General features: G+C 28.3%; 26 protein-coding genes. 11 read left to right on the forward strand and 15 right to left on the reverse strand.

The genetic code is table 11. The features are described 5' to 3' along the window. Window positions 1–20 precede the first annotated feature (20 nt). Complete coding sequence (locus PHEL85_RS08985) at window positions 21–1,562, reverse strand: glycine--tRNA ligase (protein WP_036824192.1); 1,542 nt, start codon at window positions 1,560–1,562, stop codon at window positions 21–23. Between the two features lie 128 nt (window positions 1,563–1,690). Here PHEL85_RS08985 and PHEL85_RS08990 point away from each other — a divergent pair, with 128 nt between their 5' ends. Genes PHEL85_RS08990 through PHEL85_RS09000 form a run of 3 tightly spaced genes read left to right on the forward strand, consistent with a single transcriptional unit; the run spans window position 1,691 to window position 4,908 of the window. Beyond that, a complete protein-coding gene (locus PHEL85_RS08990) occupies window positions 1,691–2,377 on the forward strand; it encodes a ComF family protein (RefSeq protein WP_036824193.1) in 687 nt (228 codons plus the stop codon). Window positions 2,378–2,433: 56 nt separating this feature from the next. Further along, on the forward strand, window positions 2,434–4,056 hold the full coding sequence (locus PHEL85_RS08995) for an Ig-like domain-containing protein (protein WP_036824196.1): 1,623 nt from the start codon (window positions 2,434–2,436) through the stop codon (window positions 4,054–4,056). Window positions 4,057–4,116: 60 nt separating this feature from the next. After that, window positions 4,117–4,908 (forward strand): THC0290_0291 family protein, encoded by a 792-nt coding sequence (locus PHEL85_RS09000; protein WP_036824199.1) that lies wholly within the window; start codon window positions 4,117–4,119, stop codon window positions 4,906–4,908. Window positions 4,909–5,001: 93 nt separating this feature from the next. Here the strand turns inward: PHEL85_RS09000 and PHEL85_RS09005 are convergent, their stop codons facing one another. Further along, window positions 5,002–6,237, reverse strand: a complete 1,236-nt coding sequence (locus PHEL85_RS09005; protein WP_036824201.1) for a cation:proton antiporter — start codon at window positions 6,235–6,237, stop codon at window positions 5,002–5,004. A 6-nt stretch (window positions 6,238–6,243) separates the two neighbouring features. Beyond that, complete coding sequence (locus tag PHEL85_RS09010; protein WP_036824203.1) at window positions 6,244–6,699, reverse strand: DinB family protein; 456 nt, start codon at window positions 6,697–6,699, stop codon at window positions 6,244–6,246. 40 nt (window positions 6,700–6,739) lie between these two features. Here PHEL85_RS09010 and PHEL85_RS09015 point away from each other — a divergent pair, with 40 nt between their 5' ends. Beyond that, the gene (locus PHEL85_RS09015) at window positions 6,740–7,087 is read left to right on the forward strand and encodes an arsenate reductase family protein (RefSeq protein WP_036824206.1); all 348 of its coding nucleotides are present in this window, start codon (window positions 6,740–6,742) and stop codon (window positions 7,085–7,087) included. Window positions 7,088–7,108: 21 nt separating this feature from the next. Here the strand turns inward: PHEL85_RS09015 and PHEL85_RS09020 are convergent, their stop codons facing one another. The 4 genes from PHEL85_RS09020 to PHEL85_RS09035 form a co-directional block, all read right to left on the reverse strand. After that, a complete protein-coding gene (locus PHEL85_RS09020) occupies window positions 7,109–7,585 on the reverse strand; it encodes a DUF4252 domain-containing protein (RefSeq protein WP_036824209.1) in 477 nt (158 codons plus the stop codon). Window positions 7,586–7,661: 76 nt separating this feature from the next. Next, window positions 7,662–8,135 carry a hypothetical protein gene (locus PHEL85_RS09025; RefSeq protein ID WP_156109159.1) on the reverse strand — a complete coding sequence of 158 codons (474 nt, stop codon included), beginning with the start codon at window positions 8,133–8,135 and terminating at the stop codon, window positions 7,662–7,664. A 24-nt stretch (window positions 8,136–8,159) separates the two neighbouring features. After that, window positions 8,160–9,143 carry a glycosyltransferase family 4 protein gene (locus PHEL85_RS09030; protein WP_036826084.1) on the reverse strand — a complete coding sequence of 328 codons (984 nt, stop codon included), beginning with the start codon at window positions 9,141–9,143 and terminating at the stop codon, window positions 8,160–8,162. Between the two features lie 10 nt (window positions 9,144–9,153). After that, window positions 9,154–9,876 (reverse strand): hypothetical protein, encoded by a 723-nt coding sequence (locus PHEL85_RS09035; RefSeq protein WP_235318254.1) that lies wholly within the window; start codon window positions 9,874–9,876, stop codon window positions 9,154–9,156. Between the two features lie 155 nt (window positions 9,877–10,031). On the opposite strand from PHEL85_RS09035, the gene PHEL85_RS09040 reads away from it, so the two are divergent. The 7 genes from PHEL85_RS09040 (at window position 10,032) to PHEL85_RS09075 (ending at window position 15,291) form a co-directional block, all read left to right on the forward strand. Continuing rightward, a complete protein-coding gene (locus PHEL85_RS09040) occupies window positions 10,032–10,673 on the forward strand; it encodes a thymidine kinase (protein ID WP_036824216.1) in 642 nt (213 codons plus the stop codon). 29 nt (window positions 10,674–10,702) lie between these two features. After that, window positions 10,703–11,800: an alanine racemase gene (gene alr, locus PHEL85_RS09045; RefSeq protein WP_036824218.1), complete on the forward strand. Its 1,098-nt coding sequence runs from the start codon at window positions 10,703–10,705 to the stop codon at window positions 11,798–11,800. A 52-nt stretch (window positions 11,801–11,852) separates the two neighbouring features. Further along, window positions 11,853–12,263 carry a large conductance mechanosensitive channel protein MscL gene (mscL, locus tag PHEL85_RS09050; protein ID WP_036824221.1) on the forward strand — a complete coding sequence of 137 codons (411 nt, stop codon included), beginning with the start codon at window positions 11,853–11,855 and terminating at the stop codon, window positions 12,261–12,263. Between the two features lie 134 nt (window positions 12,264–12,397). Continuing rightward, window positions 12,398–12,934, forward strand: coding sequence for an RNA polymerase sigma factor (locus tag PHEL85_RS09060; RefSeq protein ID WP_052108514.1), 537 nt, complete (start codon window positions 12,398–12,400; stop codon window positions 12,932–12,934). Continuing rightward, window positions 12,931–13,695, forward strand: a complete 765-nt coding sequence (locus tag PHEL85_RS17350; RefSeq protein ID WP_081965146.1) for a zf-HC2 domain-containing protein — start codon at window positions 12,931–12,933, stop codon at window positions 13,693–13,695. The genes PHEL85_RS09060 and PHEL85_RS17350 overlap by 4 nt, the downstream gene beginning before the upstream one ends. A gap of 14 nt (window positions 13,696–13,709) precedes the next feature. Then, window positions 13,710–14,513 carry a DUF4097 family beta strand repeat-containing protein gene (locus tag PHEL85_RS09070; RefSeq protein WP_036824226.1) on the forward strand — a complete coding sequence of 268 codons (804 nt, stop codon included), beginning with the start codon at window positions 13,710–13,712 and terminating at the stop codon, window positions 14,511–14,513. 61 nt (window positions 14,514–14,574) lie between these two features. Then, window positions 14,575–15,291, forward strand: a complete 717-nt coding sequence (locus tag PHEL85_RS09075) for a DUF4097 family beta strand repeat-containing protein (RefSeq protein WP_081965105.1) — start codon at window positions 14,575–14,577, stop codon at window positions 15,289–15,291. 50 nt (window positions 15,292–15,341) lie between these two features. Here PHEL85_RS09075 and truB read toward each other — a convergent pair whose 3' ends face one another. From truB to PHEL85_RS09115, 8 genes are all read right to left on the reverse strand, one after another. Continuing rightward, window positions 15,342–16,037 (reverse strand): tRNA pseudouridine(55) synthase TruB, encoded by a 696-nt coding sequence (gene truB, locus PHEL85_RS09080; RefSeq protein ID WP_036824228.1) that lies wholly within the window; start codon window positions 16,035–16,037, stop codon window positions 15,342–15,344. Between the two features lie 24 nt (window positions 16,038–16,061). Beyond that, a complete protein-coding gene (locus tag PHEL85_RS09085; RefSeq protein ID WP_036824231.1) occupies window positions 16,062–16,856 on the reverse strand; it encodes an undecaprenyl-diphosphate phosphatase in 795 nt (264 codons plus the stop codon). A gap of 2 nt (window positions 16,857–16,858) precedes the next feature. Then, window positions 16,859–17,101: a DUF3098 domain-containing protein gene (locus tag PHEL85_RS09090; protein WP_036824234.1), complete on the reverse strand. Its 243-nt coding sequence runs from the start codon at window positions 17,099–17,101 to the stop codon at window positions 16,859–16,861. 4 nt (window positions 17,102–17,105) lie between these two features. After that, window positions 17,106–17,984 (reverse strand): cell division protein FtsX, encoded by an 879-nt coding sequence (locus PHEL85_RS09095; protein WP_036824236.1) that lies wholly within the window; start codon window positions 17,982–17,984, stop codon window positions 17,106–17,108. 74 nt (window positions 17,985–18,058) lie between these two features. Further along, window positions 18,059–18,460 (reverse strand): methylmalonyl-CoA epimerase, encoded by a 402-nt coding sequence (gene mce, locus PHEL85_RS09100; RefSeq protein WP_036824239.1) that lies wholly within the window; start codon window positions 18,458–18,460, stop codon window positions 18,059–18,061. 71 nt (window positions 18,461–18,531) lie between these two features. Next, window positions 18,532–19,011: a hypothetical protein gene (locus tag PHEL85_RS09105; protein ID WP_036824241.1), complete on the reverse strand. Its 480-nt coding sequence runs from the start codon at window positions 19,009–19,011 to the stop codon at window positions 18,532–18,534. A gap of 78 nt (window positions 19,012–19,089) precedes the next feature. Beyond that, window positions 19,090–20,511, reverse strand: coding sequence for a DUF5689 domain-containing protein (locus tag PHEL85_RS09110; RefSeq protein WP_036824244.1), 1,422 nt, complete (start codon window positions 20,509–20,511; stop codon window positions 19,090–19,092). A gap of 25 nt (window positions 20,512–20,536) precedes the next feature. Beyond that, window positions 20,537–23,293, reverse strand: a complete 2,757-nt coding sequence (locus PHEL85_RS09115; RefSeq protein WP_036824246.1) for a carboxypeptidase-like regulatory domain-containing protein — start codon at window positions 23,291–23,293, stop codon at window positions 20,537–20,539. Between the last annotated feature and the right edge of the window lie 73 nt (window positions 23,294–23,366).

Raw genomic sequence — 23,366 nt, forward strand, 5'->3', positions numbered from 1 at the left:
TTTATGTCGTTATAAATTGATTACATTTTCTGTAACCAAGTCTTTACTGCAACTTCTGCTTTTATAATTTCTTTTAAATCTGCAATGGCAACTCTTTTTTGTTCCATAGTATCTCTATGTCTAATTGTTACACAATTATCTTCTAAAGTATCATGATCTACAGTAATACAAAATGGTGTACCTGCAGCATCTTGTCTTCTATAACGTTTACCAACAGCATCTTTTTCATCATAAAAAACGTTGAAATCCCATTTTAAGTCGTCCATAATTTCACGAGCAACTTCTGGCAAACCATCCTTTTTAACTAACGGAAAAATTGCCGCTTTAAAAGGTGCTAAAACTGCTGGTAATTTTAAAACAGTTCTTGATGTACCGTTTTCCAAAGCTTCTTCTTTTAAAGAATTAGAAAAAACGGCTAAAAACATTCTATCTAAACCAATAGAAGTTTCTACAACATAAGGCACATAACTTTTATTTTCTTCATGATCGAAATATTGTAATTTCTTTCCAGAAAATTCTTCATGTGCTTTTAAATCGAAATCAGTACGTGAGTGAATCCCTTCTAATTCTTTAAATCCGAAAGGAAAATTAAACTCAATATCTGCTGCTGCATCTGCATAATGTGCTAATTTATCATGATCATGAAAACGGTAGTTCTCTGCTCCCATTCCTAATGATAAATGCCATTTTAAACGCGTTTCTTTCCATTGTTCATACCAAACTTTTTGAGTTCCTGGTTTTACAAAAAATTGCATTTCCATTTGTTCAAACTCACGCATTCTAAAAATAAACTGTCTTGCAACAATTTCGTTTCTAAAAGCTTTACCAGTTTGTGCAATTCCGAAAGGAATCTTCATACGTCCAGTTTTCTGAACATTTAAGAAGTTAACAAAAATACCTTGTGCAGTTTCTGGACGTAAATACAAATCCATTGCCGTTTCTGCAGAAGCTCCTAACTTTGTTCCAAACATTAAATTGAATTGCTTAACATCTGTCCAATTTTTAGAACCTGTTAAAGGATCTGCAATACCTAACTCTTCTATTAACAACTTAACATCAGCTAAATCTTCATTTTCTAAAGACTTACCCATTCTTGCTAAAATTGAAGTAATTTTTTCTTGGTAACCAACAACTCTTCCGTTGGTCGCTAAAAATTCTTCTTTATTAAAAGCTTCACCAAAACGTTTTGCTGCTTTGGCAACTTCTTTGTTTATTTTACCTTCTATTTTGGCACAATAATCTTCAATTAAAACATCTGCTCTGTATCGTTTTTTAGAATCTTTATTATCAATTAAAGGATCATTAAAAGCATCTACATGTCCAGAAGCTTTCCAAGTTGTTGGATGCATTAAAATTGCTGCGTCTATACCTACAATGTTTTCGTGCATTTGCACCATTGCTTTCCACCAATAATCTCTAATATTTTTCTTTAGCTCAACTCCATTTTGAGCATAATCGTAAACCGCACTTAAACCGTCATAAATTTCAGAAGACTGAAAAACATAACCATATTCTTTAGCGTGCGATAAAACTTTTTTAAATTGATCTTCTTGTTTTGCCATAATGAGCGCAAAGATACACGTTTACAGAAATTTTTCAAGAAAAAACTTTTCAAGTTTTTGGACATGACATTCAACTTATTAATATTGATATTTTTACTTATCTTTAATAATGAATTGCTAAGAAAAATATGAAATTTTTAAAAGATTTCTTTAGGATATTTTATCCTGAGTTATGTGCTAATTGTGATAATCAGCTGGCTCAAAATGAAAATACTGTCTGCACTTTTTGTAGGCACGACTTACCTTTAGCAAATTTCACGAATTATTCTAACAATAAAATAACCAAAACTTTTTACGGAAGAGTTTCAATAGAAAAAGCTAATTCTTTACTTTTTTATAGAAAAGAAGGCATCACAAAAAAGCTAATTCACGAACTTAAGTACAAAGGAAATGAAGAAATAGGATCTTTTTTCGGTAATTGGTTAGGAGAAATTTTGAAAGAAAATGAAGAATTATCTACTATCGATTTAATCATTCCTGTTCCATTACATCCAAAGAAACTAAAACAAAGAGGATATAATCAAGTTTCAAAATTTGGAAATACTTTAAGTTTTTACTTAGAAAAACCTTTTATAGAAAATGTTTTACTAAGAACCTCAACGTCCAAAACCCAAACTTTTAAAGCTCGTTTTGAGCGTTTTAATAATAATGACACAAAATTTCAGTTAAATGATACATCAGCCTTTAAAAACAAACATGTTTTATTAATAGATGATGTTATTACAACTGGCGCAACTTTAGAAGCATGTGCAAAAGAATTTCAAAAAACGGAGGGTGTGAAAATTAGTATTTTAACGATGGCATATACAGAGTAAAATTTATGCTTTTTAAGTCAAAAATATATTGTTAATTTGTATAAAATTTACTTTTTGTGAAACTCTTTTTTAGATTTATTTTTTTTAGTATTTCAATTCTCATTTTATCTAACTGCGCAAGAACAGGAAGACCAGAAGGTGGTCCAAAAGATGAAGATGCCCCATTGTTTGTAACTTCTAAACCTCCCTACGAAACTATTAATTTTGATAAAAAAGAAATAGAATTAAACTTTAATGAATATATTAAACTTAAAGACCTAAACAAGCAACTTATAGTTTCTCCACCTTTAAAAACACCTTTATTAGTAACACCTCAAGGATCTGCAAGTAAGTTCTTAAGATTAAAAATTCTTGATACTTTAACTGAAAACACCACCTATATTATAAACTTTGGAAACGCTATTGAGGACAACAATGAAGGAAACACATTAGAGAGTTTTAAATATGTTTTCTCAACCGGAAATTATATAGATTCACTTACGACTACTGGTAACATTAAAGATGCTTATCTTAATGAAAAACCTAAAAACACTAATGTTTTATTATATAAGATAGATAGTACTTTTAACGACTCCATTGTTTTTAATAAAAAACCTAGCTATGTTACTAATACTTTAGATACTTCTGTTTTTAATCTTTCTAATTTAAAAGAAGGAAAATATTTAATGATTGCATTAAAAGAAACTGCAAGTGACTATCTTTTTAACTCTAGAGAAGATAAAATAGGTTTTTATCCTGATACAATTTCACTACCTAAAGATAGTATTATCAGTAAACCAATTAAACTTTTTAAAGAAACACAGCCTTATAAATTTAAACGAGGTAAAGAACTTACTAAAGGTAAAATTGCATTTGGTTACGAAGGTGAAGTAAAAGATTTACAAGTTAAAATCATTTCTGAAACTCCAGAAGATTTTAAAAGTATTTCAAAATTTGAAATAGACAAAGACACACTTAACTATTGGTTTAAACCTTTTGAAGCTGATTCATTAAACTTTATAATTTCGAACGAAAAAGTTATAGATACTTTTACCGTTAAACTTCGTAAAAAAAATATAGATTCTCTATTATTAAGTTCTTCAATTAGTAGAATATTACATTTTAGAGACACTTTTTTTATTAAAGGGAATAATCCACTTGTAACAATAGATACAAGTAGAATTAAAATTACAGATAAAGACACTTTAAATATTCCATACTCTAGTTATATTTCTAAAAAAGAAAATAAAATTGCAATCGTTTTTGAGAAAAAACCTCAGCAAGAATACTCATTAGACATACTCCCTGAAGCCATTTTTGACATATTTGAGCAAAAAAACGATACCTTAAGTTTCAATTTTACCACAAAAGAAATTGAAGATTATGGTAGAATTACTTTCAGCATAGAAAACCAAACTAATGAAAATTTAATTATTGAACTTCTAGAAGGAAAAAACAAAGACAAACTAATTGAAAGAAGGTTTACAAAGGACTCTAACCAAATGCAATTCAACCTTTTAGAACCTAAAACATATTTTCTTAGAGCAATTATAGATAGTAACAACAATAACAAATGGGATACTGGAAATTACCTGCTAAAACAGCAACCCGAAAGAATCATTTACTATGAAGAAGAATTAAAATTAAGAGCAAATTATTACTTAGATGGAAATGTCTTTATAATTAAAAGTTCAGATTAAATTTTGCCATTATAAAAAATTTGCACTATATTTGTGTTTTTACTTTAAGACCCCTAAATCTTGAAAACCCCTGTAACAATTATTTTTGTAATTGTTTTTATTCTAGAATTTAAGGCTCAACACTTCACCCATGATATTGGTGCTTTTGTTGGCTCAACTAGTTTACAAACAGATTACGGCCAAAGAGGAAACTTAACCAGCGAATGGAGTAACAACGGACTATCTTTTTCTGTTGCGCACTACCTTAGTTTTTATAATAGAACTTTGCGTTGGGATCCTAACAATGCTCTTCACAACCATTTATTGGTTAAGACAGAAATTCAATACCTTAGAAATGCTAATTTACATCATCATGGAAAATGGGTTGAAAAAGATTCTTATGGAGGTGAACAGTTAAGAGCCATGAAAGGTACCTTAAGAATGCTAGAACTAGGTGTTAACTTAGAATATTTTTTACGCCCTTTAGAAGAATTTGTATACCCATACAGTGACATGTGGTTTAATCCTTTTTTTACTTTTGGTTTTAAATACTCCATGTACACTAATGGTTTAAGCTCGGAATTAGGAGATTGGAATGAAGATATTTCAGTTTTACCGCAAAAATATACATTAAAAAATGCGTTAGATATTGGCTCAGGAGAAGCAATATCCTTAAGTGTAGGTTTAGGAACAAGATTTAAATTGTCTCCAAAGATTGATCTAGTAACTCAATTTTCTTATCAATACTTCTTTTCTGATAAAATTGATGGCCTACAAGCAAAAGTAATTGAAAACAGAAATAATGAATGGTTGCTAAATATACAGGTTGGTATTGCTTATCATCTAAACTTTAGCTCACCTTTATTCTATTAAGAAACCCCCAAAGAATTTAAATAATTCCCTAAATTATTTAAATAAAAAAAGAGAGCCAATAGGCTCTCTTTTTTTGTGCTTAAAATATTTAAATTAAGAAGTGAATTTTTTTATCAATTTACCAACAGTTAATCCTTGAACAAGTATTGAAAATACAACAACTATATAAGTTATCACCAAAAATAAGTCACGCTCCATTGTTTGTGTTAAGCTTAAAGCTAAAGCAATAGAAATACCTCCACGTAAACCTCCCCAAGTCATAATTAAATTTGTTTTCGGAACAAAATCTAACTTTTTTGCATACAGTTTTATGGGTAACAACAAAGAAATATATCTTGCTATCAATAATAATGGGATTATAATAAATCCTGCTAAAATGTAGCTTGAATCAAAGGTTAACACTAAAATTTCCATACCTATCATTACAAAAAGAATGGTATTTAAAAGTACATCAATTAATTCCCAAAATTTGTCGACATAAACTTCAGTAACTTCACTCATAGAGTTTTTTCTAACAGTATCTGTACCCACAATTAAACCCGCTGTAACCATAGCTAAAGGTGCAGATAAGTGAAAATGTTGTGCAAATAAAGTTCCTCCCATTACTGATGCAAGCGTAATAATTACTTCAGTATCGTAATCGTCTATACTTTTTAATAATCTATAAGTTACCCATCCAATAATGAGCCCAAGAATGATTCCTCCAACAACTTCTACCAAAAATAATTCTGCGATATTACTAAAAGACATTTCACTTCCTCCACTTGCAATTTGATATATTGTTAAAAAAATTACAACTCCTACTCCATCATTAAATAATGATTCTCCAACAATTTTTGTTTCTAGTTTTTTTGGAGCTCCTACTTTTTTCATAATTCCTAAAACTGCAATAGGATCTGTAGGCGATATTAATGCTCCAAACAACAAACAGTAAATAAAATCAACATCAAAATTTATTATTTTTAGTGCATAAAAAACAAATACACCAACTAAAAATGTTGATATAAAAGTTCCTAAAGTTGCAAAAATTAATACTGGTTTTCGTTGAATTTTTAATTGCTGAAAGTTAGTATGTAAAGCTCCTGCAAAAAGCAAAAAACTTAACATTACATCTAAAAGTACCGTTTTAAAATCGATACTTGTTATAAGTTCTCTTTCTTTAAGCAACAATGTATCATCAAAATAACTTAATACAAAAACAGCCAGTGTAAATAAAATGGTTATCAACATTAAACCAATGGTATTTGGCAATTTTAAAAACCTAGTATTTATATACCCAAAAGCTGCTGAAAGCACTATTAAAACAGTTGCTATTAAAAAATAATCCATAGAAAATTAAATAAATTTCTTAATAGATCTAATAATTCCATAATGAATTCCTTCATGGAAATTATTGAATGTAATTGCTGTTTCTAAAGAAGTTAAAACAAATCCTGTACTTGTTGGATATTCTGTATAAGTCTCGAAAATATCTGCTTCAAAATCTTCTTGCAACGTATCTGGCAAACCTATTAAAAGTTCTTTTACTTCTTCAAACTCTTCTTCTGTAAAGGTTTTAGTTGGTGCAGTTCCTTTTTTATGTGCATCTATTAAATCATCTGGACATAAACAGTTTAAACCAGATAATTTATAGTGTAAAAGTTGTTGTGTTACTACTAAATGTGCCACATTCCAAGCTATATTGTTTTTAAATCCTTTAGGAATTGCATGAATTTGCTCTAGCGTTAAACCTTCTAACTCTTTTAAAACAAGTTCTCTAGATTTTCGTAAAACATCAAATTGTATGTTCATTTTTATGTGTAATTTTGAGCTGTAAATATAATCTATAAAAATGAAGAAAGTCTATTTTTTACAAACTTGTGATACTTGTCGTAGAATTTTAAAGGAAGTAAATACAGATGGTTTTGAACGCCAAGAAATTAAAGCAAACAATATTACTACTACTCAATTAGAAGAAATGTATGCACTTTCTGGTAGTTATGAAGCGCTTTTTAACAAACGTGCTAAGTTGTATAAAGCTATGGATTTAAAAAATCAGGATTTATCTGAAACTGATTACAGACAATTTCTTTTGGATGAATACACGTTTTTAAAACGTCCTGTTTTTATTTTTGATGAAGAAATTTTTATTGGAAATAGTAAAAAAGTAATAGAAAAACTAAAAGAGAAGATTGGTTAAATCTTCTCTTTTTAGCTATTTTTAATCTGATGTAATATTAATATCTGATGAAGAAATCATGGCGGCTAACTCATCATGAGTGATTTTAGTTTTTAAGCCAAATAGCACCAATTTATCATTATTACTATTTGCTCTAATAACGATTTCTCTTATTAAATTGTTTTTCTCAAGAAAAAACAATTCAGCTTTACTGCCGTTGTCTTTAACTCTTGCCAAGGTTTTTAATTTATTATTTCTTCTAAATTTTTTAAAATCTTTAGATACATTATTGTCTCCATTATCAAAAATCATTAATTTAAAATCGCTCGATTTTTTTATGATATTCATTAAATCATTATCATCTTCATTATCTAAAAATGAGCCTGCTAATGAAGCTGATAAATTAATTGAGAATGTTGATTTCTCTTTATTAATTTTATAAAATTTTTCGAATTTAGCTTCTTGAGCTGAAACTGCTGTAATAAAAAATGCAAATAAAATTGTTGCTAATCGTTTCATAATACTGGGTTTTAAATTTAGACGACTAGCAAAAGAGTTTGTTACATTAGTAATTTATTTACCTAATTATTTATACCTAAAAACTCATGGAAATCCCCATGTTTGTTCCTTTAATATTAAAATTAAATTCTGGATTAAAGCTAGAACTTACAGAAGGAATCCCATTATTATATATTTCTACAGCCTTTTTTGCTTTTTTATTATAATTATTAAGAATAGGAATTGCAACCAAAATTAAGGCAGCACCTGCACCAGCTAATTCCCATTTTGCATCTCCACCTCCAATTGCTGTTCCAATTGGAAACCCAACTAAAGCACCTCCAGCACCCCCTAAAACAGTTGCCCAAGTATAATTAGATTTGGCAGATTTCATTAAATCAAAAGCTTCTGTATTACTTTTTAATAATTCTGTAAGTTGACTTGGCTTCAGTTTTTTGTCATTTTGATAAAACATATTCTCTCCAAAAGATTTTTTCATTTCAATTTTTTGAGCATTTATAGATGAAAATGCTACGATACAGAATACAATTGATAAAATTAGTTTTTTCATTTTTTTTAGTTTTTGGGTTTGTAATTAACTTGATTGGTACACTTTTATTAAATTTTCTGCTTCTTTTTTTGAACTCCAATTACTTAAAATTTCTTCTCTAGCTAGTTTTCCTAAATTAGGAATTTCGTTTTTTATAGATTTTGATAACAAGTCTTCTAACTCAGAAATATTACCAGGTTCAAACAAATAACTATTTTTTGAATGCGTTATTAATGAAGAATGAACGCCTACATTTTTAGTTGCAATTACAGAACAACCACAAGACATTGCTTCTGCTGTTACTAAAGAAAATCCTTCTGAAAAACTTGGAACTACTGCTATTTTTGATGCTTGGTAATAAGAAATAATATCGGATGTTTCATCAATAAAATATACTTGACTTTCTATTGAATGTTTTTTAGCTATTGTTTTTAATTCTTCTAAAAAAGCTGGCTTATCTATTTTACCAACAATTGCTAAAGCCCAATTTTTATGATCTTTCAATACTTTTGCAGCTTCTAACAAAACAACTTGTCCTTTTGCTTTACGAACTCTTCCTGCACATAAAATGATGTTTTTTTGCTGAACCTTATCTAAGACAACATCTTCTTTTGGTTTAAATAAATCTACATTTACTCCATGACCAACAATTGAGTTTTTTATGCCTAAATTTTTGCTCATACTTTCTATGAGCGTTACAACTTTATCTGCTTTCTTAAGCAATTTAAGAGTTAAATTAGAAGGTTTAGTTTCTGCATGACGTGTTGCTATTAATTTGAATTTTGCACCTAAAAAACGAAGAAACAACATTCGCATTATTTCATTATTTCTATGGCAATGTACTACAACTTCTCTATCAGAAAATAATAAAGATTTTAATTTTGATGTAGAAATTTTCTTTCCTTCTACATTATAGCCATAAATATAAGTTTCGAAGTTTTTATCGAAAAAAGGCAATACGTTTTCTATACTTCTAGTTACGCCTGTTCTTCGTTTATGAAAATGTGTATGTATTAAAATTGGTTTCAAATATGTAATTTTAAGCAAATTTACGTTCTACAATTTCTACAAAACGAGCTTCTAACTCTTCTTGCTGAGACCAATCATAATCTGGTTTTACCATTTTATTGATAAATTTCTTTGCTTCTTTTTCTGTTGCATACGTATTTAATTGAGATACGACTCTGTTAAAATCTTCTTGACTTCCATCAAACAAATTCTTTACAAAAGCAATTCTATCATTTAAACCTATTTGAATGTTTGTAGCTAATCTATCATTTAAAGACTTTGGTGCCGGAATATCAAATAAAGTAGCCATTTCATCCACAGAAATAGTGTCTTTTAACTCTTCTTCTAAAGATAAAATTTTGTTTTCTTCAACCTTAAGAACATCATTTATAATTTCTACTTCTGGTTTTTTTTCAGAATGCATTATCTCTACCAATTCATCAAAAGGTTGTTCTAAAATTTCTTCAATTTCGGTTTCAAGCTTAACTTCTTCTTTTTGTTCAACCTGTATAATATCATCTACTTCTTCTAATTGATGTATTACCTTTTCTACCTCATTTTTAATTTCTTCATTATCTTCATTAGAATCCCTTTTTTCAAGAGCTCCCTCAATTTTAGAAATAAATTCTTCTTTTGTTATTTTTTCATTTGGTGTTGTATTCACATATTCTTCAACAAATGCTAATAAGGATAATTTCTCATAAATCTCTTGCGATTTTTCTTTTAAAGCAAAGACATCTGCTTTATTCTTCATTTTTAAAATGCTGTGTGCCAAACTTATTAAATCAGTTTCTAATCTTTTGTGCATAAGTTGTAAGTTGAAGTTATTTTTTTACTGGTAAATATTCATAAATTTGTTGAAAACCAAAGTAACATCAAATTTAATATTTTAATGCCTAAAATTACAAAATGTTTCTCGAAAATACAGTAAATCATATAGAACAATTTGGTTGGATAGAAGTAATTTGTGGCTCTATGTTTTCTGGTAAAACAGAAGAATTAATTAGAAGATTAAAACGTGCACAATTTGCAAAACAACGCGTAGAAATTTTTAAACCTGCTGTAGACACGCGTTATGATGAAGAGGAAGTAGTTTCTCATAATGATAATAGAATTCGTTCTACACCTGTTCCTGTGGCTTCAAATATTCGTTTGTTAGCAAATGATGTTGATGTTGTTGGTATTGATGAAGCGCAATTTTTTGATGATGAAATTGTAGCAGTTTGTAACGATTTAGCAAATAGAGGTATTAGAGTAATTGTAGCAGGATTAGATATGGATTTTAAAGGAAATCCTTTTGGGCCAATGCCTGCATTAATGGCTACTGCAGAATACGTAACAAAAGTACATGCAGTTTGTACACATACTGGTAATTTAGCTCATTATAGTTTTAGAAAAGCACAGAATGATGATTTGGTTATGTTAGGTGAAACTCAAGAATACGAACCTTTGAGTAGAGCAGCTTATTACAAAGCTTTAAGAAATCAACAAGAAAAAAATTCTTCAAAAAAAAATACAGAATCTAATTTAAAAGATTCTGAAACACATTGAAGAGATACTGAAATAAATTCAGCACAAAAATGAATAATCACGTTACTGTATTAGAAATAGATAGTAATGCACTTTTGCATAACTTAAATTATATCAAACAAAAATTACAACCAGAAACAAAGATTCTAGCAGTTGTTAAAGCTTTTGGTTATGGTAGTGATGCAATACAAATTGCAAAATTCTTAGAAGATAAGGTCGATTATTTTGCTGTTGCTTATACTAACGAAGGAATTGCATTACGTGAAGCAAATATTAAAACTCCTATTTTAGTTTTACATCCACAAATACCTAATTTGCAATTAATTGTTAATTATAGATTAGAACCAAACTTATACAATTTTAAAATTTTTAATGCTTTCTTAAAGTTAGCTGATGAAATTCCGTTAATGAATTACCCAATTCATATAAAATTTAATACCGGTTTAAATAGGTTAGGCTTCTGGCATACAGATATTCCTAAAATAATTACAAGCTTAAAGGAAACTACACATGTTAAAGTACAATCTTTATTTTCTCATTTAGCAGCAAGTGAAGATTTAGAAGAACAAGATTTCACCATAAATCAAATTAATAATTTTGCATACATAGCTCAACAATTTTACAGACATTTAGGTTATGAACCTATGTTGCATATTTTAAATACTTCTGGAGTTGTAAACTTCCCAAAAGCACAATTTGATATGGTTAGAGTTGGTATTGGTTTATATGGTTTTGGTAATGATGAAAAAGAAACTGCTCAGTTAAAAAACACACATAACTTAAAATCAATTATTTCTCAAATTCACATAGTAGAACCAGGTGAAACTGTTGGTTACAATAGAGCATTTATAGCTAAAAGGCAAAGTAAAACTGCTACAATACCTATTGGTCATGCAGATGGATTGTCTAGAAGACTAGGAAATAAAAAAGGATTTGTACTTATCAATAATCAAAAAGCACCAATTATTGGAAATGTTTGTATGGATATGATTATGGTAAATATTTCTAAAATTGATTGTAAAGAAGGTGATGAAGTAATTATCTTTAATAGTCAAGAAATGATACAACATATTGCAGATGTTTCAGAGACAATTCCTTATGAAACATTGACTGCAATTTCTCAACGTGTTAATAAAACGTTAAAGTAATAATTATTTTTATTACATTAGCATTCTAATAACTAATTAAAAATCAATAAAGATGTTAAAAGAATTTAAAGAATTTATTACTGGTGGTAATGTAATTGAGTTTGCTGTCGCAGTAATTATGGCTGGTGCAATTGGAGCAGTTGTAAAAGGTTTTGTAAGCAATATTGTTATGCCAGTTGTAGGTTTATTTACAGGAGGTGTAAGTTTAGCTGATCAAAAATATGTTTTATCTGAAGCAGTTTTAGACGCAGCAGGTAAAGTAGCAACACCAGAAAATGCAATTACTTATGGTGCTTGGATTGATACAATTATCAATTTAATCATTGTTGGTTTTGTAATGTTTATGATTGTAAAAGCATACAACAAAACTAAAAAGAAAGAAGAAGAAGCTCCAGCAGCTCCTGCAGGACCAAGTCAAGAAGATTTATTAGGAGAAATTAGAGATTTATTAGCTAAGAAATAATAATCTACTTTTCTTTTTAAAATACAAACCCAAGCAAATGCTTGGGTTTTTTTATGTCTAATCTTTTTTTTATAATAAATGTAACCTTTTTGTAAATTGAAGGTTTTAACAATAGAAACTAACCACAACCAACATTGAAACATTTAACTGACGAAGAAATAATGTTACAGATAGCCCAAGGCAAACTAGATATGTTAACTATTCTATTTGATAGGTATAATGTACGTATTTATAACTTTTTCAATAAAATGGTTCATAATAAAATGGTTAGTGAAGATTTAACTCAAGATGTTTTCTTAAAAGTAATTAAATATAAAGCATCTTACAAAAATGGAAATTTTGCAGCTTGGATATATACAATTGCGCGCAATATTTTTTCGAGTTATTATCAAAAAATTAAAAAAGAACGTTCTAATATTATTGATGATGATAAACTTGTTGCTAATGAATCAATGGTTTCTGAAAACAAACAAGAAGAGCTAGATCATTTACAAAAAGCATTATTGAAATTATCTAATTCTGATAGAGAATTGATAGTAATGCATCGATTTCAAAAAATTAAATACGAGCAAATTGCACAAATTATTGGTAGTAATGAAAATGCAGTGAAAGTAAAAGTACACAGAGCGTTAAAGAAATTAAAAGAAATATATTTTCAAACAGTAGTATGATGAAATGTAACGAAATTCAAAATCAGTTTTCAGAATATCTAGAAAACTCTTTATCAGAAGTTGCAAATTCTGAAATAGAAAAACACCTAAAATCCTGTGGAACTTGTAAACAAGAATTAGAAGAAATAAAATCTTTTTTCATGGTTTTAGATAACCAAGAAATAGAAATAACTTCAGCTAATTTACGCACAAATTTTGAAGAAATGTTAGCTCAAGAAATTAAAAAGAATGGCATTAAAGTCGTGAAATTTCAACCAAAATCTGATTGGAAATCATATCTTAAAGTTGCAGCAAGTATTGTAATTGTAGTAAGTGCTTTCTTGTTCGGAAAACATCAATCTAATATTTTTAAAATAGCAAATAACAATGAACAAAATCAAGAAGTAGTTTTGGCTTTATTAGAGAACAATTCTGCAAGTAAAAGAATTTTAGCAATTGCAAATGCAGAAGGTTTTTCAAAAAAAGACACTAAAATAATTGAGGCTTTAATTAATAGATTATTCTTTGATAAAAACACAAATGTACGTTCTGCTGCAGCAGAAGCATTGTCTAAGTTTTCTTCAGAAATAATTGTGAGAGATGCACTTATTAAGTCTTTGCAAACAGAAAAAAACTCTTCAGTTCAAATAGATTTGATTCAAATTTTAGCTAAAATACAAGAAAAAAGAGCTTTAAAACCTATGCAAAAAATGCTAAAAAACGAAGAAACACCTCAATACGTTAAACAACAATTAGAATTAAATTTACCTAGTTTATTATAAAACATTAAGAAATCATGAAAAAAATATTAATCCTATTATTATTTGTTAGCACAATAATATCTGCACAAAAAAAAGAATTTAAATACTCTTTATCTGGAGTTAAAAAAGTTGTTTTATCTTCTGATACTACAATAAAAATTGAAGTTGGTACAACTCAAGAATTAATCTTAACAGATTCTAAAAAAGGTGATTCAGAAGACCATGACAATCATTTTCCTGAAAGAGATGAAAAAAGCAAAGAGGATAAAAGAAAAGGGTTAACAGCTATATATCCTGGAGGAAAAGATGATACAAATGGATTCGGTTTTTCTGTTTTAAAAGAAGGTACCACATTGTATATAACAGATCTAAAATCTTACATGCAGCGCCATGGATTATATGTAAAACTACCAAAAAACATCAATATTTCTGTAGATTCTGGTAATTTAGGTTCTATTTATATTACTGGTTTTACTGGAGAAGTAGAAGCAGAATCTAATGTTGGTAGAATAGAGATGAAAAATGTAACAGGCCCAATTACAGCAAACACAAGTGTTGGTAAAATTGATATAGATTTTGATGTTGTAAGTCAAAAATCTCCAATAACAATTAGCACTTCTGTTTCTGAAATTGATGTTGCTTTACCTGCAAACACAAAGGCAAATTTAGAATTAAGAACGCAAGGAACTGTGTACACAAATTTTGATTTTCCAAATCCAAAGAAAAAAGATTTACCTAGTATAAGTGGCAGAAAAAGTATTGTTTCTAAATTAAATAACGGAGGTGTAAAAATCTATATAAAATCTTCTATGGGAAATATTTATCTCCGAAAAAAATAATTCTTCCTGAGCATAAATCAGAAGTAAAAAAAATAAAATCACATAACTTAAACCACAAAAAATGAAAAGATATATCTTCTTCATAGGATTGCTATTGACTTTTAGCAACCTAACAGCGCAAAAAAAAGTAATTAAAAACACATCAAGTTCTAGTATTAAAGATGTCTATGTACACTTAAAATTTGCAGAAAATATTATTGTGAAAAACTGGAATAAAAATGAAATTTCTATTGAAGCCACAGTTAATTTAAACGATAATGAAGACAATAATTTCTTCTCTTTAATTGGTGATAAAATTGGCTCTACATACAAAGTGAAATCAGATTATGGAGATTTCTTTAAGAAAAACAGAAATAAAATAACTGGTGATAATGGACGTACTTATTACTCTAATTGTAATAATAAAATGACTATAAACTATGTAATTTATGTTCCTAAAAAAATGGAATTAAAGATTAAAAGTATTTCTGGAAGTGTAGAAGCTGATTCTTATAATGGCGTCTTAAATTTAGATTTAATTAGTGGGAATATTACTGTGAAAAAACACTCTAAAGACATGCGTTTAAAAACAATTAGTGGAGATATAGACATCTATGTTTCTGATGCTACTTTTGAAGCTAAAACTTTAAGTGGTTCTGTATATTCAGATTTAGACATCAATTTTGAAAAAAGGAAAAAGAATGGAATTGGTTCTAAAATAGTTGCAACTATAAATAATGGAACTGCTTCTTTAAAACTAAACACAATTAGTGGAGATATTTTCTTAAGAAAGATTTAAACACTTATTAAATAGCCCTTTTCATTTTTTGAAAAAGGCTATTTTTTATTTTATGAATCTGTTTTTAGATTCTCAATAAAACTCTCTACTGAAACTCCATTATCAACAGAAAAATCACCAATTTTAGTTCTTCTTAAAGCCGATAAATGAGCTCCTGAATTTAAAGCTAAACCAAAATCATAAGCCAATGAACGGATATAAGTTCCTTTACTACAAACAACTCTAAATTCTACTTCTGGTAAATTTATTTTTGTGATTTCGAACTCAGAAATAGATACAGTTCTTGCTTTAATTTCTGTAGTTTCTCCTTTTCTTGCTAATTCGTATAAACGCTTTCCATCTTTTTTAATCGCAGAAAAAATGGGTGGTTTTTGTTGAATTTCACCTATAAACTGTTTGGTGGTTTCGTGTAATAACTCTTCAGTAATATGTTCTGTTGGATACGTTTTATCAATTTCACTCTCTAAATCATAACTTGGAGTTGTAGCACCAATTGTAAAAGTACCAGTATATTCTTTTATTTGACCTTGATAGATGTGTATTTCTTTGGTTTGCTTACCCGTACAAATAATTAATAAACCTGTTGCCAAAGGATCTAAAGTACCTGCATGACCAACTTTAATTTTTTTAATATTAAAGCGTTGTCTTATTTCCCATCGAAGTTTGTTTACTACTTGAAATGAGGTCCAATTTAAAGGTTTATCAATCAATAAAACCTGACCGTTTTTAAAGTCTTCTTCTGTCATTATTTATGCTGAATTTATTCAGTATTAATTAAAAACTGCATAACCAATTGCAATAAAACCTACTATTGCACAGTATAAAGAAAAGTATGATAATTTACTTTTTTTAACCAAAGCAATCATCCATTTACAAGCCAATAAACCTGCTAAAAAAGCAGCTATAAAACCAGCAGAAATTGGTATAATTTCTGAAGATTGAAAACTAATATCACCACCTAATAAATCTTTTCCTATTTTCCCAAAAATTAAAGGAACAACCATTAAAAAAGAAAAACGTGCAGCTCTAGTTCTATCAATTCCTAATAAAACAGAAGTAGAAATTGTTGCACCTGATCTAGAAATACCAGGCAACATAGCAACTGCTTGAGATATTCCAATAATTACAGAATTAGAAAATGTAACTTCTTTATTCGTGTTTTTTGCTTTATCAGCTAACAATAAAAGTACAGCAGTTACTAATAACATAACTCCTACTAGTAAAATTTTTCCTCCAAAAAATGATTCTAATTGTTCTTCAAAAAGCAATCCTACAAATACTGCAGGAATCATTGATAGAATAATTTTTAATGAAAATTTTAATTCATCATTCCATTTAAATTGAAATAAGCCTTTAAAAATTTCTGCCACTTCTTTTCTAAAAATAACAAGTGTACTTAATGCTGTTGCAAAATGTAAAACTACTGTAAAAGTTAAGCTTTCTTCTGGCACAGAAGTATCTCCTAAAATTGCTTTTGCAAGCTCTAAATGCCCACTTGAAGAAACTGGTAAAAATTCTGTTAAACCTTGAATAATTCCTAAAATAATTGCTTCTAAAACGTCCATTCTTATTTCTTAGGATTTGCTAAAATTGCATAAATTTCAATACCTAACCCAATAATTACTAATGTTGGTGCTAAACGAATTCGTTGCCAATTGTATATTTCTTCATTAAAAATTGCTGGATTATCACTTCCTCCTCCAGCCATAAATATAAAGCCTAGTGCAATAAAGATAAGACCAACAATCATGATGATATAATTTCTTTTACCAAATAAAAAGCTTGGTTTTTGTATATTTTCGTTTTCCATATTATTAATAATAAAGTTCGTCTGTTTGTAAGTTTAAAAAGCGTTGTGTTGCAAAATAAGTACTTATCCAAGTAATTAAAAAAGCTGAAATTAAAACGCCTCCAACCAAATATCCTAAGGTAATGTAATCTTTAAGTAACTCTAAACTTGGTGCATATTTATCTACATAATAAACAATTACGGCTAATCCTAGAAGAGCAATTAAAGCACCAAGAGTTCCTAATTTAATACTTTGCCAAATAAATGGTCTTCTAATAAAACCTTTAGTTGCTCCAACCATTTGCATGGTTTTGATATTAAAACGCTTAGAATAAATTGATAATCTAATAGAACTATTAATTAAAATCATTGCTACTAAACCAAAAAATGCACTTACAACTAGCAACCAAAAACTAATTCTTTTAATATTTTTAGTTAACAAGTTAATCAAGGGTTTATCATAAGAAACGTCTGCGATAAATGCATTTTTTTGAAAACGTTCTTCTAACTCTTGCATTTTTTCTGGAGTAACAAAATCGGCTTTTAGATAAACATCAATTCCATTTTTTAATGGATTCTTCCCTAAAAACATTAAAAAATCTTCGCCAATTTCTTTGCTATAAATTTTTGCAGCTTTTTCTTTACTTGTGTAAATAATTCTTTTTGTAAACGCTTCTTTTTGTAAAGAAGCTTTCAAATCATTTCTGTTTTTGGAAGAAACATCATCTTTTAAAAATAAAGTAATTGCTACTTTTTCTTTAACACGATTTGCAACTAAAGTAGATTTTAATAAAACTAATCCTAAAATACCAACCATAAAAAGTACCAAAGCAATACTTATTACTACTGAAAAGTAAGAAGATTGCAGTCGTCGTTTTTGATAAGAATCAAATTTGGAAGACATATTTTAGATTGATTTTTAGGCTTGCAAGATAATAATTAGAAAGCAGTTGACAGTAAGAGTTGGCAGTATTTTAACTATTCGATCTCTTGGCACAATTCTATAAGAACACCATTTGTAGATTTTGGATGTAAAAAAGCTACTAGTTTGTTGTCTGCACCTTTTTTTGGCGTTTCATTTAAAACAATAAAACCTTCTTTTTGAAGTCTTTTTATTTCTGCTTCTATATCATCAACAGCAAATGCAATATGATGAATTCCTTCTCCTTTTTTCTCTATAAATTTAGTTATTGGACTTTCTGCAGTTGTTCCTTCTAACAATTCAATCTTATTTGGCCCAGATTTAAAGAAAGATGTTTTTACTCCTTCAGAAAGAACTTCCTCAACTTTGTAATGAGGTTTTCCGAAAAGTGACGCAAATAACTCATTTGATTTTTCTAAATCTTTTACAGCAATACCTATATGCTCAATTTTTTTCATGCTGTAAAAATAAGAAAAACGCTTCAATTTAAATTGAAGCGTCTTTCATTATCAACAAATAATTATACAATCTAATTTTCGTATCCGAATTTATTATAATCTTCAATATTTAACTTTTCTACTTTTAAATAAACATTTTTCATGATTAAATTTTCAGCATTAAAAACCTCTGCATTCAAAGATAAATTTTCGTTTTCCCTTAATAAAAGTGTAAGTGTTTTATGTGATGATTTTATTGCATGAAAACAAGGAGTATTAATAGATATCTCTGCTTTCTCATCATGACTTTTACTATTAATTAACAATCCTAATTCTGTTTTTACATCTTTATAAAAAGAGTAAATAGAGTTTTGATAAAAACCCCAAGATATTTTATAAACTCCATAAACAGCTATTTCTAATCGTTCACCATTCCAAGAAGAATTAAAAATAACTCTCTCTTTTTTTGAATAAAAATTCACAATACCACTAGTAGTTAATTCTTTTAATTCTTCATTTAAATTAAAACTACTCATGCTTTTAACTGACTTTTCTAAAACATTGGTTTTCATATAATTTTCTTTTTCTCAAAATTATATTTTATTAGAAATTTCTGAAAGAGGAAAAACACCTAAATATTTATAAGGCTATTATTTTGCATTAATTATTACATTATCTAACTCATAAGTTCCATCAAAATTTACATTTCCATTTCCTGTATACTTAAAAGCAATATATGCAGTACCAGAATAATTTGACAAGTCTACATAAGTAGAATGCACCCAATTTTTAAAATTCTCTCCATCAGAAACAATTTTTGCTGGTAAAATATTCCAAGTTCCAATATTTATATTGTTTTTATCTCCATCAAAATCTGTTGAAATGAGTACTTCTAATTCGCTGCCATTTGCAAAACTATTGGAAGTTTGAAAAGATAAAAATTCTTGAGAAGTTGTATCTAAATTAAAACTATCTGTAATTAACCATGTAATTGTGCTGTCATCATTAGAATTACTAGAACCAATTCTAGCAGCTTTACTTTGCGAATACGAATCTGTATACGACCTCCAAGATTTTGTTCCAACTTCTCTATAATTAATCCAATTTGTAACAGATATATCTCCAGATTGATCGTCGAAATTTTCTTCTAATAAAATTGTTGTAAAATCTTCTATTGGTAAAGGAGAACATCTTTCATCACTCATATCAACATCATTGGTATCATTTAAAGTTAATACAATAAAATTTCCTCCAAAATCTTTAGAAACGATTGCATTTATACTTCCTGCTTTTTCTGGTAAAGTTTCGTTTGCAAAACGAGAAAAAGAACTCGTTTCTAATAACAACTCATCGTAACCCAAACCTAAACAAGTTTGAATTTTTCGTTGGGTATCAAAATCTTCTTTTGGATCAACATAAGATTTACCAAGTAAATTAGGTTCGAAAAAAACATTTTCTAGCGTTATAAAAGTCCCAATATAACTGTCATTTACTGAAGCAAAGTCAACAACTTTTGGTGTAATTTCTTTAGTGATTTCTGACCTATAAATATGATTTGGTATTTGATTTACAGTAATATTATCAACTTCTGTTGCATCTGTAGACTTTACTTTTCCACCGATTGTTATTATTCCGTCACCAGAATTTGATTCACCTATATACAACCCTTTTAAACGAATGTAAATCTCTCTACCAACATTAAACTTGTTATAACTATTGCTTAAATTAAGTGAAATTTTTATTCCCGCAGTTGGATTTTCTGGAGTATCTTGCATATAAAATTCTTTGTAAAAATTTCCTGATTTATCAGAAGAAACTACATATCCTTTTACAACAATATTAGATGTAATTTCTACCGGATTATTGCCAGTTATATATAATTGTTTTAATTCTTTTATTTTTTTATCCTGAAGTAATTCTGATTTAATACTGTCTAAAATTTTAACTACATCTTCATTTTCTTCCACTCCTAAACTTTCTGGAATTGTAAAATCTCCTTCTTCTACACACATAATAAAAGAAGTACTCACTAAAATGAGTAGTATTAAATTGTATATTTTATTTGTTTTCATTTTCTCTTTTTTTTTAAAATTTTTATTAAAAACTTACACTTACGTTCAAAAAATATGTTGTTCCTCTTCCATACCAATACTTACTTCCAAAAACTGGTTTATCTAGAGATTTATCTTCTTTTAATTGTCTGTAGTTTGCATTTCTGCCTTGCTCAAATCCTCCTGATTTATACGTTTTATTCAATAAGTTATTTACAGTTGCAAATACACTTATATAATATTTATTAATTTTTAGAGACTTACCTGCAACAAGGTTTACAACTGAATAATCATCAAACTTCTCTTGCTTTAAAAGTTCTTTTGCAATCGTTGTATCGTAATCCAAAAAAGGCAATCCATCATCATCTAAATAAAAATTCTTAGATCTATTTAATGGTGAAATATCTATAAATGTATTACTGAAAAAGTTTACGGTTGCTCCAAACCACCAATAATTTGGATCTCTGTATTCAAATCCAAAAGAATAGGCATTTTGTGGTCCTGCAGCCAATTTATAATTCTTAAGATTAGCTTCTCCAAAATCTTTAGATCCATCTACAAAACCCGCTACTAAAGATTCGGTATCTGCTTCTGTGGTTAATTCTAAATTTGGATTATTATCATAGGTAAACTGACCAATAGATGCTGCTCCTTTTAGTTTAAATGTTGATGTTAGTTGTGCTTCTAATCCTAATTCTAAGCCCAAATGTTTTTTATCAATTCCTGAAAGAATTTCTTGTACAAAAGCAGTGTTATCTCCACCAACTCCATCAGCAAAATAAAACGAAATTTCTGTGGCATCTTTTATTGATGTATAATACGCTGTAACTTTTGATGTAATTATTGGATTTCTAAAAACATAGCTAATATCTGATGAAAGTGTTTTTTCACTTTGTAAATCAAACACTTCATTATTGTTTTCTCTAGAGTTTGAAAAAGTGTTTCTAATTGTTGGCGCATTCGTTAAATAGCCAACATTAACATCTACTAAATGACGACCTGTAATTTTATAAGTCCCTCCAGTTTTAATACCATAATTTGTAAACTTTTGTTCTTTTGATTTCCCTAAAGATTTATCAGGAAAACCTCCATTTTTATACAAACCTTCTCTTTGATGTGTTGTATTAGAAAAATTTACAGCTGTATAAAAATCAATTTTATTATAATTAAACTGAGCTTGTGCAAAAGCAGAAATAATCGTAGAATTTAAATTGAAATTATACTTGAACTTATCTCCAACACCAACTATTCTATTTGGATTTAATAGGTTATTTTGTTTTTCATTTTCAGTTGCTCCAAAAGGATCAATATCTAAATACCCTTTACCTCCTAACAAATCTATCACTTCTGCAAAATTTTGAGATTGCAATCGTTTTAACCCAACTTTACCATTTAATAAAATATTATTATTTATTTCTTTACTTAAAATTGTATTTATAGAAAGTTGTTTATCATCATTTCTATCTTCATAAAGTACATAAGCATTCTCTAAATTAGAACTTGCATTTATACTATTTGCATCAAAAATTCGAATCCAGTTTATTTGCCCATCATTTAAAAAGTTATTCTGAGCGTCATAAGCTTTTTCATAATTATCATTTCTTAAAAAATAACTTGGTAATGTTTGATAGTAAGTAGGACTAGGGTTTGAACCTGCGTTATAATCAATTCTACTATTACCAATCTTACCAAATTGATATGCAATATTTGTATTTATAGATGTCTTATCAGAAATATCCCAATAATGATTTAACATTATAATGGGCTCACTTACTTCTTTAATTCTTGAGTTTGTTTTTTTTCCGTTTAAAAAACCCCAATAATCATTATACTTTATTCCTTTTAAATCAAAAACTTCTTGTGTGTTTGGAGAAGATTTTCCTCTTCTGTTTGGTGTAAAAATTCCTGTAAAATTAATACTACTCTTATCCGTTAGTTTTTTCTCTATAGATGCAAAAAAGGAATTTGCACTGTAAGATGTAGCCTCATTAAAACCTTCATTTCCTGCTCTTCTACTTCCAGAAAAAGTAAAAGCCCAACCATTTTTTATGATTCCTGTAGCATGAGTAGCCATAACTCTATGTTGGTAACTTCTATTGGATGAAGAATAAGAAACTCGAGTTCCATATCTTTGTTCTGATGCTCTAGTATTCATGTTTTTTGAACCCAAAAGGCCACCAAAAGTAACATCTGAAGAACTTAAACCACTTCTAAACTCTTGATTTCTTAGCACATCATTCAAACCTCCCCAATTACTCCATTGAGCTCTACCATCATAAATTTTGTTCATTTCTATACCATTAATTAGCACCTTACCATTTGAAGAATCTAATCCTTTAACTCTAAAAAAAGAGGAACTAAATTCAAAAGCGGCAGTTCTAAGAAAAATATCCATTGATGATTGTAAAAGCCCAGAAATATTATCAGCAGAACTTACATCATCATTTAATTCATCATCTGTTATAGTAATCAAACTTAAATCTTGATCTTCAGAAATATCTTTAAAAAGTGAAATAATCCCTAAATCTAAAGTTTTATCGAAAAGTTCTAACGAGATATTTTGGGTTTCATAACCCTTAAAATTTACTTCTAAAAGATATTTACCTTGTGTAAGGTTTTTAAATAAAAAAGCGCCTTCTGAATCTGTAGTTTTGCTCAGAAGTGTGTTTTTAAATTTAACTAAAACTCCTTGGAGTGGTTTTTCAGAATCGTTGTCTACAACAATTCCTTTTACTATGTTTTGACTATTAAACCCAATAAACGGGGCTAATAGCAAACAAGTTGCCATAACAATTTTTTTCATAAAATAAATTTTTCTTTTTTCTAAATAGCACTTCAATTTAGTGAAAAAAAATTATATCATAGAATTTTGAAAT

The sequence above is a fragment of the Polaribacter sp. Hel1_85 genome, from assembly GCF_000766795.1.
In the GTDB taxonomy this organism is placed as follows: Bacteria; Bacteroidota; Bacteroidia; order Flavobacteriales; family Flavobacteriaceae; genus Polaribacter.